Genomic DNA, 15190 nt, shown 5'->3' on the forward strand with positions numbered 1-15190 from the left:
GCGGGCTTACCCGGCAACCTGCCGGAACGGATCGAGCCCGAGATCGATCAGCCGACGCTCTCGTACCACGATCTCCGCGGTGGCCGTCATGCCGTAGCGCAGCGGGTACTTGTGGTCGGCCACGCTGTAGTAATCCTGTGCCAGCCGCACGCGCCCCTCGTAGACCGGCTGCTTGTCCGGCCCCGACGGCTTGGTGGCCGGCGAGATATATTCGAGCGTGCCCGCGATCAGCCCGTAGCGCTGATATGGAAACGCGCTGAACTTGAGCTTGACCGGCAACCCCTCGCGCAGGAACGCGCGGTCGCGCTCGGCAATCTCGATGCGCAGCACCGGGCGCGCATCCTTGGGCGCGATGCCGCCCAGCGGCGTATTGGCCTGAATCTTGTCGCCGCGCTGGGTCGAAGTCACATCGGTAATCACACCCGACACCGGCGCCAGGATAAGCAGGAAGTTGTCCTTGTCGATATTCTCGAAGCGGATGCGCGCGGCGGCTTCCGCCACCAGTCGCGCGGTCTGGACCTGCAGGCGCAGCTTGTCCTCGGTATTGCTGATCTCGCGCATCTGCGCGTCGTACTGGATGCGCAGATTGGCAAGGTCCTGCCCGCTGCCTTCCAGCTCCGCGCTGGCCTGCGTGTATTCGCGCGCCAGCCGCGCATCGAGCTCGGCCAGGCGCGATTGCGCCACGCGCAGCGTGTTCTCCGCATCCTGCGTGGCGGCACGCTTGGCCTCCACCTGCGACTGCGATACGCCGCCACCGCCCGGCAGCGCGAACAGGCGGGCATAGCGATCCTGCTCCTGGCGCGCAAAGTCGCGCGCACGGCGTGCGTTCTCGAGATTGCTGCGTGCCTCCTGCAACTGTGCGCGCTGCTGCTCGGCCAGCCGCGTGGTGCCTTCGGCCATGCGGTTCTCGTGCTGACGCGTGCCCAGTTCGAGCTGTTGCCTGAGCGCGGCCGCGCGGCGCTCCATCAGCGCCTTGCGTTCCGGAAACTGCTTCCATTCGCGCTCGGAGTCCTCCAGCTTCAGCTGCGCCTCCAGCGCGTTGGCGGCGGCCTCGATCGCGCCGCGCGCATTGAGGCGCGCCAGCACATCGTCCTTGGAGACCGGCTGCCCCTCGGCAACGTAAAGGTCGGCCAGTTCGCCATCGACCGGTGCATAGAAGCGCCGCACCTCGGATTCCGGGGCCAGCGTGCCCTGCGCCGTGACAATCACGTCGGCATGGCCGACAAACGACCACAACAACGCGCACAGCACCAGCGCCCCGGTCGCCACCACGGTCAGCAGGGTCAGGCGCGAAGGCTCCGCCGTCAGCAACGCAATGCCCTCCGCGCTGTGGTCGTCGAGCGCCTCGTGGAGCGGTCGCAGGCGGTTGTCGTCGTTCATCGCCGTCCTCCCGGAGAGGCCGCCACCGTAGGCGCCGGTGTGGCCTCGCCCACCAGCGCGAGCTTGGCCTTGAGCACAGCCGGATCGAGCACCATGCGCAGGTCATTGAGCGCGCGGCGTTGCAGGTCCACCTCGGCCTGGATATCGTCCTGGACCTTGCTCCACTGCGCGGTGTCGTCGACCTTGAGTTGCGCATAAATGCGCAGGCCCTGCCGCGCGTCGGCCTGGGCATCGGCCAGCAGCTTCGCCTGCGCGCGGAATTTTGCCGAAATGCCGGCCTCGAGCCGTTGCTCGCCGGCAATCAGGCCGTTGTTGCGGTACTGCCGCCACGCCGCGGCCGCGCGACCGAGCAGCAGGTTGGCACGCCGCAGCGCCGCTTCACGAATGCCATTGACGTCCTCGGCCACCGCGTGCGCATACCAGGCATCGGCAGCGGGATCGAGCATCGCATGCAGGGCCAGCAACTGATCTTCGTAGCCGGCACCGCCCCGCGCCTGCGGCAAGGCGCCAAACTGCTCGGCCACCTGCTTCTTGTGCGCGATGTCCTGCGCCAGTTCTTCGCGCCAGGGACCCGCCTGCAGCGGCGCCAGCGTGCTGAAGGTGGTCGCGCTGTCGCCGCGCTGCCAGGCTTGCATGGCCACGGCATACTGGCGCGAGACCTCGGCGTCGGGCAGCCTGGTGGCCGCGAGCTGGCGATACTGTGCCTGGAACGGCGGAGTGACGAAGTGCACCGCCGCCACCTGTGCCATCAGCGGGCCCAGCACACGATTGCGCAACGCCTGGATCAGCGCGGTGTACTGCGCGAGGTCGCGCTCCACGCCATCAAGGCCGGCCAGCCGGGGATACTTGTCCTTGTAGTCGGCCAGCATCGCGCGCAGGGCCTCGGGTTGCTCGCGCCCCAGCTCGGTGGCGATGGCGGCATTGAGCCGGTCCATCGCGCCGACGTACACGGCGTCGTCGTTCTGCAGCTTACGCAGCGCGCTGAGCGCATCGGCGTAGGTATCGCGGAAGGCCGGCGTGGTGTTGGCAATACGATCAAGCGCGCGCTGGTGCGCCTTGGGGTCCTGCTCCCAGCGCGCGAGCAGCGCGCGAATCGCGCCTTCGTCGCGATACAGCCTGATCTGGGCATCGGCGCCGCCACGCTCGGCGGCAAAGCGGCCGAGCTGGCCCACCCATGCCAGCTCCTCGACCAGCGCGCGTGCATCGGCGTTGTGCTGACTGCCGGCACGCATGCGCGCCAGCACCGCGTCGGCGCCGGCAAAGTCGTGCGCGCGCAGGCGCTCGACCCACTGCGGCACGTACGCATCGAGCAGCGCTTCGGTGCCGATGGCCTGGTATTTAGGCTGGCCAGGGTGACGCGCAAGATAGTCGTCCGCCAGCGCGGCGGCACGCGCATACTGCCGCTCGGCCATCAGCCGGTCCAGCGTGCGGTCGGGCGCGCTGCGCCAGTAGACGAGGCCACCCACCAGCGCAACCGCCAGCAGGAGCGCCCCGCACCACCGTGCCGCGCGCCGCGCGTGCGCGGGATCGGACAGGCCAAGGCTGTGCGCAATCGCGCCGGCCATCAATGCCACGCGGCCGCGCGCGCCAGGCCTGTGCACACCGGTCGGCGTGCCGGCATGCGTGGCGCCATCGGGCATCGGTTCCAGGTTGACTTCATCCTCCTGCTTCGCGGCATAGTCGACGCAGAAGATATCGAGGAACGAGTCGGCCGCCCCGACGAAGGTGGTGCGATCGCCGTCCGCCGGCATGCCCCCTGCCGGCGCGGGCTGCGCACCCGGCGCATCGAACAGGATCGAGCGCGTCGCGGTGGCGTCACCGTCGACCTCGCGCTCGATGGTCACGCGATAGACAAAATGATTGCCCCCGAACGCCACCACATCGCCTGACTCCAGGCGGATCGCATGATCGTCGAGCCGCACGCCGTTGACGAAGGTGCCATTGGTGCTTCCCAGGTCCTCCAGCCACGGGGTGCCGCCCTTGAGGTACAGATGCGCGTGCCGCCGCGACAGGTAGTTCACCTGGTGCGGATAGGCATCGCCGTAGCGCGCAAAGGTCTCGTCCGCCTTGCTGATCAGGTACGGAAAGCCGCTTACGACCACCGGCTGCAGGCCGACGTCATCGCGCATCGGCGCCAGCGCCACCGCCACGCGCGGCGCCTCCGGCGCGGTCGCACGCGGATACAGGCACACGCGATAGGTGAGCGCGGCGCCAAAGCTGACCTCGTCGCCATCGCCCAGCACAGCGGGTTGCTGTGCCACCGCGGCGCCATTGACGCGCGTGCCGTTCTTGCTGCCGAGGTCGGCCACATAAACCGCGCCATGCTCGGAAAAGATGCGCGCATGGCGGCGCGACAGCACGGCCCGCGCATCGGCGGGGTACGCCGTGAACGGCGCCTCGCCACGGCCGATCGCGAACAGATCCTCGCCGATGCGAATCTCGCCGAGCTCGGGCCGGGATAGCGGCATGAGCAGGACGTCGAAGGCCTGTCCCGGCGCGCCGGCCGCTGCCTGGGCGGCATGGGAGTCCACTGGAGAGGAGCGCATCATCACCGGCATGTCCATGATCGGGGCATCGTCGCGCGTCATGTTTCTCGAGAACCAACAGTCGGACCGGTGGCGCGACGCCGCGTGGCCGGGCCTGCGGGCGACGACGAGGGGCGGGATGTCACGGGTAAGAACATAGTAGGCGACGCCTTCGATGAGTCAATCCGCTGCGTTGCAGCGTGGTGGGTATGCGTGTGGCATGCCGGTGCGCGATGACGATCGATGCGGGTGCGCGCGGTCTATTGCGCCGCACCCGTGTTGGCCGAGACCGCCGTGCCCGAGGGCGCGTTGCGCACTTGTTCGGCCGGCCAGCCGCCGCCGAGTGCCTTGTAGAGCGTGACGGTGTCCGACAGGATCTGTTGGTGGACCTCCAACAGCGCAAGCTGCGCGGTCAACAGCGAGCGCTCGGTTTCGAACACTTCCAGTTGGGAGACCACGCCTTCCTTCAGTTGCGCCTCGATCTGCGCCGATACCACGCGCAGTTGCTCCACCTGCTGCTGCAGTTCGGCGCGCTGCTTCTTGTGCGCATCCACGTTGACCAGCGCGTTCTCCACTTCCTCGAACGCGGTCATCACGGCGCGGCCATACTCGTTCTCGACCACGCCAATATTGGCCTCGCTGGTCTTGACGCGCGCGCGCACATTGGGATCGAGCATCGGCAGGTTGATGCTCGGCATGAAGCCGAAGGTGAACGACTTCAGCAGGTCCGACAGCGCAAAGCTCGCGGTGCCGCCGCGCGCGGTCAGGCTGATGCTGGGCAGCTGGGCCAGACGTGCCTGGCCGACCAGGTTGTAGGCGGACAGCACGCGATACTCGGCGGCGACGATATCCGGCCGCCGCGCGAGCAACTGCGACGGCAGCCCGGCCGGCACCACCGGCAGGCGCACGCGGTCCTGCAGGCGTCCCACCGGTACCTTGAGCTCGCCGGCCGGCACGCCCACCAGCGTAGCCAGCGCATTCTCTGCCACATTGCGCGAACGGCGCAGCTCCAGCAGATCCTTGTTGAGGCGGTTGATCTCGGCCTGCTGCTGCATGACACGGATCTGCGGCACGAGACCATTGGCGTACATCGCCCGGTAGGTCGTCAGGATCTCGCCGTTACGGCCCACCGTGCGGCTTTGCTGGTCGATCTGCTCGTCGAACTGCAGGATCTGGAAATAGGTGATCGACACCGCCGACACCAGCGTGAGATACCCCGCGCGCCAGTCGGCCTCGGTGGCGCGGAACTCGGCGGTCTGGGCCTGCACGCCTTTCTCCACCTTGCCCCATACGTCGATATCCCAGCTGACCTGGGCGCCGAGGTTGTAGGTGCGTGTGAGCGGCTGGCCCGTGGTCTTGTCGAAGCTCGCGCCCGCGCCGATATCGAAGACCGGCAGCGCGCCGGCACGCGCCTCGCCGATCTGAGCGTTGGCGACGCGGATGCGTGCCGCCAGCACCTTGATGTCGTAATTGCCGGCGAGCGCCCGGTCCACCAGCTGGTCGAGGTACGGATCCTGGAAGCCCTGCCACCAGTTGGGCAGAATGGTCTCGGCCGGCGATACGCTCACCACGTCGTCGCGCGACCACGCGGCCTTGGCCGGCGTCTCGGGACGGTGATACTCGGGCGGACGGAAATCGGCACAGCCGGCGGTCACGAGGAGCACGAGCCCCGCGACGAACCATGCCAGGCACGCGCGGCATGATGGCAGGCGGGCGGTGTTTGCGGCGCGGGGACGAAGGCAGGCACAGGAGCGGACCCTATGCCGCGAGATGTTGCCGACAACCGTGCAAAGGCCGGAGCGGAAAGCGAAAGCGTCGGACACGATGTCCTCCTGAGGCAATGCCCAAGGTGTTCTGTATTGTGGGTCGGCACATCGAAGGTGCCAACCTCATTCATGCGAGCCGTGGTACGTGGAAAAAAAGCTGCCGGGGCGGAGGTGTCCCCGGCAACAAGCTCCCCGTGCGGTTCTCTTGCATGGGCTGGCCTGACGGCCAGCCGCTCAGCGATACACCGTGTTGCTGGCGTTCTGGTTGGTGTTGACGTTGTTCTTCAGATGATCCTGGAAGGCCGAGCCGTTGGCGAACATGTTGTTCACTTCCTGCATCTGCTGGTTCGACTGCGTGATCGTGGTCGACGAGTCGAACGACAGCTTCACCGGGTGATAGATCGAGGTGTACGGCACCCAGCCCAGGCCGAGGCCGCCGCGTACGGCGCGCATGCCCTTGGCATCGAGGGTTTCGGTGACGGACAGATCGTTGATGGTCAGCGTGGTCATGGCAGTTCTCCTTGAGAGATGTGGTGCTACTGGTTCAGGTGGTGAGCATCGGGTTGGTGTCGCGCTCGGACCAGATATCGCAGCAAGCGTGCCAGCCCATGGGCCAGCACCGTCGCGCCGCCGTCGCTCGCTTGCAATGCCTTGAAAACACGGGAGAAAACGCGTGGCCGCCGCGCGTATTGGGGCAACGTGGCGCAACGTGGCGTGGCGCCGGTGATGGCGCCGCGCAGACAGGTGCACGGGGAAACTGTTGGCGTACGGCAGACAGGCCGGCGCCGCCGGGATCGTCCGCCGGGCCGGCGGCCCATCGGGGCTACCGCACGTAGATCGTGATCTTCTTCGAGTAGACCGGCGGATTGGTCGGGATGTGCTTCTCGTCGCCCATCAGCAACTGCAGCGTGTGCTTGCCCGGTGGCAGCTCGATCGTGGTCTCGGTCTCGCCCGCGCCGAAGTGCAGGTGATTGCGGTCGTTGGGAATCTCCTGGTCCAGCGGCGGCAGGTCCACGTCGACCAGCAGATGATGATGCCCGGTGTTGGGGTACTTCACATCCTTGGGCGCCACGCCCATGTTGCGCAAGCCGAACCAGACCTTGATCGGCTTGCCGGCCGGCAGGGTCTGGTGGTCGTTGGGATAGCCGATATAGAGGTAGGCATTGGGCGGCGCGGCAGTGGGACCGCCGGTGGGCCTGGCACCCCTGGCACTCCCGCCCGGCTCGGCGGCGCCGAGCCCCAGCGGCGCGGCAAGCGCGACGGCGGCCAGCACGCGCGCGGCAACGATGATCGGCTTGGTCATGGCGTCTCTCCCCAACGCGGGCGTCGGTGTGCTACCGCACGGTGATCGTGATCTTCTTCGAGTAAATCGGTGGCTCGAACGGTACGTGCTTGCTGTCGCCCATCAGCAGTTGCAGGGTGTGCCTGCCCGGCGGCAACTCGATGCGGGCGTCGGTCTCGCCCGCGCCAAAGTGCAGATGGTTGCGATCGTTGGGAATTTCCTTGTCCATCGGCGGCAGGTCCACGTCGATCAACAGGTGATGGTGCCCGCAGTTGGGCCGCTCGATGCCCTTGGGGCATACGCCCATGTTCTTGAGCCCCATGCGGACCCAGAGCTTGCCGCCGTCGATCACCGCGCCGTCCGCCGGCCAGATGATGTAGGCCTCGGCATTGGCGGGCGCCGGCGTGGGACTGGAAGCGAGGGGATGCACGGCCAGCAGCGCGGCCGCCACCATATGGAGCAGGGATCGTCTGGACATACACGCTCCTCCCAGTCGTATTCTTGACGGACGTTGTGACGCGGCGCGCGCTCGACGTGTCCTACAGCGTAGTCCGGATGCGATGAAAATGCGAACCGGCCACGTGGATGAAGCGAGGCCATGCCGACACCCATGCGCGCGCGAATGCATGCGGGCACGGGCACATGGGCGCGCACAGGCGAACTGCCGTGGCACGAACGCTGTGCTATCTTGAAACGAGCCGGAGGCAGGTCACGGCAACACCACGCGCGCAGTGCCGGAACAACGGGACCCTCGATATGTGGCGGAAAACTCTTGTGCTGTTCAGTGTGGGGATCGGCGCGCTGCAGGCGGTGGCGACCGGTGTGGCCAGCGCGGGCGGAGCGGCCGATGCGTTCGGTCTCGTCGATATCTTCATCGCCCGCGCGCATGCCGGCATCCTGCCCAAGGACAGCAACGAGCAATACGAGCTCGCGTTCTGGGAGTCGATCAAGAACAGCAGCTACGCGAGCGACTACGAGGCCTATCTGAAGGCCTATCCGAATGGCCGCTTTGCCGCGTTGGCAAAGGCGCGCATCGAGCGCATCCGCGCCGCGGCACCGGCGCCCTCCTCACCCTCCGCACCGTCCACGCCATCCACCTCGGCGGCAAAGTCCGGCCCGCCCAGGGCCGACAGCCGGTCCGCGCCCGGCACCGGCACCGCACCGGCACCCGCGCCGCCCGCTCCCGCCACGCCACCCACGGCGCGCGCACCGGAGGCGACACCGGCACCGCCCGCGCAGGCCGCCAACACGCCGCGCTCGCGCACAGGCGGCAGCATTTCGTCCGGCGTCATCACCTATCCGAACGAAGGCAAGTCCACGGGCAGCGCCACGGCCGGCGCAACCCGCACCGGCGAGCTGCGCGACTGCCCCGCCTGTCCGATCCTGGTCACGCTGACGCCCGGCGGCTTTACCATGGGCAGCAATACCAGCGACCCTGCGGAGAAGCCGCCGCACCACGTCAGCATCGGCCAGCCCTTCGCCATCGGCAAGTTCGAGGTCACCGTCGAGCAGTGGAACGCGTGCGTCGACGCCAGCGCATGCCCGCGCATCGCCACGGCGGGCACGGCCAGGAACGCGCCCATACGCGACGTCAGCTGGGACGACGCGCAGCAATACGTGGCGTGGCTGTCCAGGACCACCGGCAAGACGTACCGCCTGCCCACCGAGGCCGAATGGGAGTATGCGGCGCGCGGCGGCACCCACAGCGCGTACTGGTGGGGTGACCAGATGAAGAAGGGCAATGCCAACTGCAAGGACTGCGGCGATCCCTGGGCGCAGGACGCGCCGGCCGAGGTCGGCTCGTTCGCGGCCAATCCGTACGGACTGCACGACATGAACGGCAGCGTGTGGGAATGGGTCGGCGACTGCTGGCACAGCTCGTACAAGGGCGCGCCCACCGATGGCCGCGCCTGGGACGAGAACGGCTGTACCGCGCGCGTGATCCGTGGCGGCTCCTGGCGCGAAGGGGCCAACTACATGGTGTCGTCGACGCGCTTCAAGTACAGCACCAGTGTGCGGCAATCGCAGAACGGCTTTCGCGTGGCTCGCGACCTGAAATAACCGTGCCCGTACCGCGGCCGACGCACGCGCCTGGCGTGCGCGCGTCGAGCCTAGCGTGCGCGCGTCGAGATCTGCACGAGATCGGCGCTGATGCGGTCCTTGCCGTACCTGGACGCCATCTGCGCGAGCGGCTTCTCGAGCGCGCGCAGGTACTCCTGGCGGGTCTCGAACTCGGGCCGGCGCGTGTCGAACAGCGGTGCGGGCGTGGTCAGCAGCACCACCATCTCGCTGCCGAAGGGCTTGGAGATGATCCAGTCGCCGCCGTCGCCGATGGTCGCGTGATAGCCCGCCGGAGCCTGGTTGCCCTGCACGCGGCGGCTGGGTACCAGGTGCGCCACCTTGCCGTCCGCGACAAAGTAATCGACATAGACGTACGACTCGTGCGCCGGCGTGGCGATGTCCATCACCAGCGGCATGCCCTCCGTCAGCCGCGTATTGCCGCCGCGCGGCCGCAGTGCGGCCATGCCCTGCCGGTGCGCTGACCAGTAGGGCGCCACCAGCTTGACCACGTCGCACTTGTCCTCGCCGATCGGGGTGAGGTCGAGCTTGACGCCGCCCACGCCGGGCACCGCCGTGAGCTTCTCGCGCAGCGGCTTGACGCCCACGCCGTCCGACACATAGCCGCTTACGTGCACCACCTTGCCATCGATTCGGCCCTGCAGCAGCGAGCACGGTACCGCCGCAAGCAGCGACGCGATGCTTTCCATGGACAGCGGCGCCTCACGCGAGGCATCGGCCTCGGTGGCCGTTGCCGCGCGCTGGCTGGGGGCCTGCGTTGCGGGCGCGGTGGAAGACGGGGTGGAAGACTGGGCGGAGGACGGGCTGACGCCCTGACTGGACGCCTGTGCAGAGGCGGCATCACCCGGGGCCGGCACAGGCGTATGCACCGTGTCCTTCGCCACGCCGCTGCGCCACGCGTAATAGCCGAGGCCGGCCGCGAGCACCGCGCCAATCACGACGCCCACCAGCACCGGGACGCGCGAGGTGCCTTGATGCGGCTCCGCCGCTCCCATGCCTTCCAGGAAGCGCGAGACCGTCGGCGTGCGCGTGGCGCGATCGAGCGACAGCGCCTGCCGCAGCGTCTTCCATTGCGTGCGCGACAGCCCTTTCGGTGCAGGCGGCTTGAGGTTGGCGGCGCGCGCCTGGTTGGCGGACAACCGGTCGTACGGATGTTTGCCCGTCAGCAGCTCATAGCTCACGCAGGCCAGCGCATAGATATCGTCGCGCGGATCGGGCTCGCGATGCTCGAACATCTCAGGGCTCGCATAAGCGGGCGTCATGCCGCCGAGCGAACCGGCGTCGAACACGGTCTGGTCGGCATCGTCGAGCGGCTGGCGAAAGCCACGCGCGATGCCGAAGTCGATCACCTTGACCTCGCCGCGCTCGGTCAGGAACACGTTGGCCGGCTTGAAATCGCAATGCACGAAGCCGCGCTCGTGCGCGTACGCGAGCGCGCGCCCCATGCCGACGATGATCGGCAGCGCCTTGGCAAACGGCAGGCCGGCGAAGTCCGGCGCGCGCAGCACGCGGCTCAGCGGCTTGCCCGACAGGTACTCCATGGTGAGGAAGACCGTGGCGCCATCGCGATCGAAGTCGTACACCGTGACGATATTGCGGTGGGCAAGCTGCTGCGCCTTGCGCGCCTCGCGCTGCAGCGCCATCAGCGATTTCGGATGGCTGCTGAACTGCAGGTTGAGCACCTTGATCGCGATATAGGGCTTGCGATCCGAGGCCTCCAGCTTGCGCAGGTCCAGCGCCTTGTACACGGTGCCCATGCCACCCACGCCGAGGCACTCCTCGAGCACGAAGCGGCCGTTGAGCGTATCGCCCACGCCCTTGACATGCGCACCTGGCGCGCCCGGCTGCATGCCGCCGGTGTTGCCGCGGAAGGTGCCCGCCGAGGGCGAGGACGATGACGAAGGTGACGAGGGTGACGACGGTGACGAGAGCGACGGCGCGCTGCGGTCGGCGGGATCGGCCAGGCGCGTGTCCTCGCCGACCGGATCGAACTGGGTTGCCAGGCGCGCGTCGATGCGTCGCATGACCTCGCCATAGACATTGTGCGGTAGCGGCGTGCGGGTATGTTCCTCGCTGAGCACGCGCGCGAGATGACCTGGCGTGGTGTCATCCTCCTCCAGCACGTTGTCGACGGACGCAAGAAATTCGTCACGCGTCAGCCCACCGCTCCGGAAGTTGCGTATCAGGTCGGCCAGGCTCGGCATCGATGCATTCCCGACGTGTGGTTATCGGCAGGTGCCGCCGTGACATCGATGCGGTCATGGCGCCGCCCACCCTCGATGGATACTAGTGCGCACCCAAGCCATTCGCAAACCCGGGCATTGCGCCGCGCGTTGCTCGCGCCCCAACAGCGCCGCGCAACCTGTTGGGCGGCACCCACCAGTCCGGGACCGATCCGGCACCGCCGACACCTCGCGCATTCGCGTCAGGCGTTCACCGTGCCCGCGCGCCGATTTTTTTCCCTCGTGTTTTCAAGGCATTGCAAGCGGGCGACGGCGGCGCGACGGCGCTGGCCCATGGGCTGGCACGCTTGCTGCGATATCTGGTCCGAGCGCGACACCAACCCGATGCTCACCATCTGAACCAGTAGCACCACATCTCTCAAGGAGAACTGCCATGACCACGCTGACCATCAACGATCTGTCCGTCACCGAAACCCTCGATGCCAAGGGCATGCGCGCCGTACGCGGCGGCTTCGGCTTCGTGCCGTTCACGTCGATCTACAGCCCCGTGAAGCTGTCGTTCGACTCGGTCCGGAAGATCGACCAGTCGAACCAGCAGATGCAGGAAGTGAACAGCATGTTCGCCAACGGCTCGGCCTTCCAGGACCACCTGAAGAACGACGTCTACACCAACCAGAACGCCACCAACCGCGCCTGATGCGGCCGTCACCGAGGAGTTCACCATGTCGACCATCATCGTTCGCGACCTTGCGCTCAGCCAGGACCTCGACCGCAGCTCGCTTGCCACCATCCGCGGCGGCACCTCGTGGCTGGGCCGTGTTGGCAGCGCCGGTCCGCTTGCCAACGTCAACATCAACATCAACCAGAACATTGCACAGCTGCAGGAGATCAATGTCGCCACGCTCAACGGCAGCGTGATCGGCAAGGGCCTCGGCCATGTCAATGTCGACGTCAATCCGTCGCAATGGGGCGGCAACTGGGCGGCGGTCTGACCGGCGTCCGGCGGCGGTCCCGCCTCGCTGGCGACGGGACCGCCCGCCTATACTGAATCGGACCCGCGCCCGCCCCGGCGCCGTCCGTGCGGCCCACCGGCCGCATGGGCACGGTCCGCACGCTGGAGAACGCCATGGCAGTGATCGTCATCAAGGATTTGTCGGAGAGCGTGGACCTCGACCGCGAGGCGATGTCCGCGATCATGGGCGGTGCGCGCGCGGCGGGCACCCACCGCTGGCAGTCTTATCGCCACGCGCATATGACGCGACTCATCCAGTATCCGCAGGGGTTGCCGGGCAAGCCAACGATCGCAGGGCAGGAACGGGTAGCCGGCGCGTTGCCACGCAAGTAGCGACGGCGCGCCGCGCTGGTTGCATCAGAAGAAAAGCCCGCCAAGCAATTGGCGGGCTTTGTGGTTGCGGACGGGCCCGGACCGCCTGGGTCGCGTCGCCGGCCAACTCCGGTCATTTCTGTGCCAGGCAGGCTCTCCTTGGACTCCGCCCATGACGCGGACGGCCATCCGGACCACCCGGACAGTCGGGAGAACCTCGCATTGGCGACAATGGCCGCAGTCCCGGCGCCGAACGGCGAGATCCCCGCCGCAAGCGGTCGGCGGGACGCGTCTGACGTCCGCCCCGGGCGGGCACGATGTGCTCGCGCTTCCCAGTATAGAAAGCGGCCCGCCCCATGCAAGGGCGCCCCGACACATCCCGTTACGTTTCGCACTGCAACATGGTCGTAACTCTTCTGCTATACTCCGCGCCTGTGAGTTTCGCACTGTGAGTTCCGCACCACGCCGAATGCCTGCGCAATATCAGTCCATTCCGGTGTATCCGCAGCCCTCCCAAGCTCTGCCCCCTGCCTCTGTCGCTTGCAGCATGCCAGACAGGCGCCGGCCAGAACGCACCACTCACCGACGTTGCCTCGTCTCCGATCCTGTTGAACAGCCCGTACTCTGGAGCTGTTTGCCTGCCAGGGTTCCGCGGCCGGATGTTCCGCCAGCGCCCCTGCCTGCCGCCGTGTTGTCAGCTGAGTCTGTCGAACGGCCTCACCGATTGGCGCCGAAGCCTTTTTAGACTTTGCATTGCGCCCGCCCCTCGTGGCTGACTGCCCAGGGGTGACATGCATTATTGATAACCACGACATGACCCAGCACGACCTCCGTGCGGAGCAGCCTTTTGCCTCCGCCAACGACAATGCCAACACGCAAAGCCCGCTCGACAAGCTCGACGCGGTGCTCAATGGCACTGTCGATGCAGCACCCGCCGCAGCCGGCGACGCAGCCCCGGCCGCCACCGAGAATGGCTTTGCCGCTCTCGGCCTCGACGCCGCCATCCTGCGCGCGCTCACCGAACTGAACTACAACACGCCCACGCCCGTGCAGGCGCAGGCCATTCCCGCCTTCCTGGCCGGCCGCGACCTGCTGGTCTCGAGCCAGACCGGCTCGGGCAAGACCGCAGCGTTCATGCTGCCCGCGATCCAGCGCATCAGCGAAAAGGCCGCGCCGAACCGCCCGCGCCCGGACGAGCCGGTCAAGCGCATGAAGGGCAAGCGTCCCCGTCCGGCACCGGCACAGCCCTCGCTGCTGGTCCTGACGCCCACGCGCGAACTCGCACTGCAAGTGACCGAGGCTGCCGCCAAGTACGGCCGCAACCTGCGCCGCATCATCTGCGCAAGCATCCTGGGCGGCATGCCCTATCCGAAGCAGCTGGCCATGCTGGCCAAGATGCCTGACATCCTCGTGGCCACGCCGGGCCGTCTGCTCGACCATATCGATGCGGGTCGCATCGACCTGTCGGCGCTCGACATGCTCGTGTTCGACGAAGCCGACCGCATGCTCGACATGGGCTTTGCCGACGACATCGACGCCATCGTCGCGGCCACGCCGGCCACGCGCCAGACGCTGATGTTCTCGGCCACGCTCGATGCCCGCATCGCGCAACTCGCGTCGCGCCAGCTGCGCGACCCGCAACGCATCGAGATCGCCGCGGCCCGCATGGACCAGAGCCATATCGAGCAGCGCCTGCACTATACCGACGACATGTCGCACAAGGAGCGCCTGCTCGACCACCTGCTGCGCGATGCCTCGCTCAAGCAGGCCATCGTCTTCACCGCCACCAAGCGCGATGCCGACTCGCTGGCCGAGCGCCTGTCCGACACCGGCTTTTCTGCCGGCGCGCTGCACGGCGACATGACGCAAGGCGCGCGTAACCGCACGCTGACGGCACTGCGCCGCGGCAACCTGCGCGTGCTGGTGGCCACCGACGTGGCCGCGCGCGGCATCGACGTGCCCGATATCACGCACGTGGTGAACTTCGACCTGCCCAAGCAGGCCGAGGACTATGTGCACCGCATCGGCCGTACCGGCCGTGCCGGCCGTTCGGGTGTGGCGATCAACCTCGTGAACCACGGCGACGTGTTCCAGTGGCGCCGCATCGAGCGCTTTACCAACAACCGCGTGGACGCCTCGGTGATCGAGGGCCTGGAGCCGCGCCGTTCGCCCAAGCCCCGCCAGGGCTTTGGTGGCAAGCCCGGTGGCAACCGCAACGGCGGCGGCTATCGAGGTAACAGCGGCGGCGGTTATCGCGGCAATGGCGAGCGCAGCTTTGGCGACCGCAATTTTGGTGATCGCAACAACGGCGGCGAGCGCAAGTTTGGCGAGCGCACGTTCGGCGGCGAGAACCGTGGCTTTGGCGATCGCGGCGAGAATCGCGGCTTCGGCGACCGTGGTACCGGCGGCGGCTACCGTGGCCAGGGCCAGGGCCAAGGCCAAGGCCAGCAACGCAGCTTTGGCGGTGACCGCGGCGAGCCGCGCACGTTTGGCGAGCGGAATTTCGGCGAACGCAGCTTTGGCGACCGTAGCTACGGCAACCGCGACGGCGGCCGTGGCTTTGGCAACCGCGAAGGTGGCCAGCGCGACGGTAACCGTGGCGGCTTTGGCGGCCAGCAGCGTAACAGCCGCTCGCGCTACGAGCGTTAAGC

General features: G+C 67.7%; 12 protein-coding genes. 5 read left to right on the forward strand and 7 right to left on the reverse strand.

Features of this window, described 5'->3' with window-relative positions; genetic code table 11:
- Window positions 1-6: 6 nt before the first annotated feature.
- From DFLDMN_RS07875 to DFLDMN_RS07900, 6 genes are all read right to left on the reverse strand, one after another.
- Entirely contained in the window at window positions 7-1380 is a 1374-nt protein-coding gene (locus tag DFLDMN_RS07875) for an HlyD family efflux transporter periplasmic adaptor subunit (RefSeq protein ID WP_423197906.1), read from the reverse strand.
- The gene (locus DFLDMN_RS07880; RefSeq protein WP_423197907.1) at window positions 1377-3968 is read right to left on the reverse strand and encodes an FHA domain-containing protein; all 2592 of its coding nucleotides are present in this window, start codon (window positions 3966-3968) and stop codon (window positions 1377-1379) included. The genes DFLDMN_RS07875 and DFLDMN_RS07880 overlap by 4 nt, the downstream gene beginning before the upstream one ends.
- 197 nt (window positions 3969-4165) lie before the next feature.
- A complete protein-coding gene (locus DFLDMN_RS07885) occupies window positions 4166-5614 on the reverse strand; it encodes an efflux transporter outer membrane subunit (RefSeq protein WP_423198355.1) in 1449 nt (482 codons plus the stop codon).
- Between the two features lie 291 nt (window positions 5615-5905).
- Window positions 5906-6181 carry a hypothetical protein gene (locus tag DFLDMN_RS07890; protein ID WP_423197908.1) on the reverse strand — a complete coding sequence of 92 codons (276 nt, stop codon included), beginning with the start codon at window positions 6179-6181 and terminating at the stop codon, window positions 5906-5908.
- 313 nt (window positions 6182-6494) lie between these two features.
- A complete protein-coding gene (locus tag DFLDMN_RS07895) occupies window positions 6495-6974 on the reverse strand; it encodes a DUF4399 domain-containing protein (RefSeq protein WP_423197909.1) in 480 nt (159 codons plus the stop codon).
- Between the two features lie 31 nt (window positions 6975-7005).
- On the reverse strand, window positions 7006-7431 hold the full coding sequence (locus tag DFLDMN_RS07900) for a DUF4399 domain-containing protein (RefSeq protein ID WP_423197910.1): 426 nt from the start codon (window positions 7429-7431) through the stop codon (window positions 7006-7008).
- 278 nt (window positions 7432-7709) lie between these two features.
- Between DFLDMN_RS07900 and DFLDMN_RS07905 the strand changes: the two genes are divergently transcribed.
- On the forward strand, window positions 7710-9014 hold the full coding sequence (locus DFLDMN_RS07905; protein WP_423197911.1) for a formylglycine-generating enzyme family protein: 1305 nt from the start codon (window positions 7710-7712) through the stop codon (window positions 9012-9014).
- A 50-nt stretch (window positions 9015-9064) separates the two neighbouring features.
- Here DFLDMN_RS07905 and DFLDMN_RS07910 read toward each other — a convergent pair whose 3' ends face one another.
- The gene (locus tag DFLDMN_RS07910) at window positions 9065-11236 is read right to left on the reverse strand and encodes a protein kinase domain-containing protein (RefSeq protein WP_423197912.1); all 2172 of its coding nucleotides are present in this window, start codon (window positions 11234-11236) and stop codon (window positions 9065-9067) included.
- Window positions 11237-11648: 412 nt separating this feature from the next.
- Here DFLDMN_RS07910 and DFLDMN_RS07915 point away from each other — a divergent pair, with 412 nt between their 5' ends.
- The 4 genes from DFLDMN_RS07915 (at window position 11649) to DFLDMN_RS07930 (ending at window position 15188) form a co-directional block, all read left to right on the forward strand.
- On the forward strand, window positions 11649-11912 hold the full coding sequence (locus DFLDMN_RS07915; protein WP_423197913.1) for a hypothetical protein: 264 nt from the start codon (window positions 11649-11651) through the stop codon (window positions 11910-11912).
- Between the two features lie 25 nt (window positions 11913-11937).
- Window positions 11938-12207 (forward strand): hypothetical protein, encoded by a 270-nt coding sequence (locus tag DFLDMN_RS07920; protein WP_423197914.1) that lies wholly within the window; start codon window positions 11938-11940, stop codon window positions 12205-12207.
- A 134-nt stretch (window positions 12208-12341) separates the two neighbouring features.
- Window positions 12342-12560: a hypothetical protein gene (locus tag DFLDMN_RS07925; protein ID WP_423197915.1), complete on the forward strand. Its 219-nt coding sequence runs from the start codon at window positions 12342-12344 to the stop codon at window positions 12558-12560.
- A gap of 792 nt (window positions 12561-13352) precedes the next feature.
- Window positions 13353-15188: a DEAD/DEAH box helicase gene (locus tag DFLDMN_RS07930; RefSeq protein ID WP_423197916.1), complete on the forward strand. Its 1836-nt coding sequence runs from the start codon at window positions 13353-13355 to the stop codon at window positions 15186-15188.
- The last annotated feature ends 2 nt before the right edge of the window (window positions 15189-15190 follow it).

Source organism: Cupriavidus sp. H19C3, from assembly GCF_049393815.1.
GTDB lineage: Bacteria > Pseudomonadota > Gammaproteobacteria > Burkholderiales > Burkholderiaceae > Cupriavidus.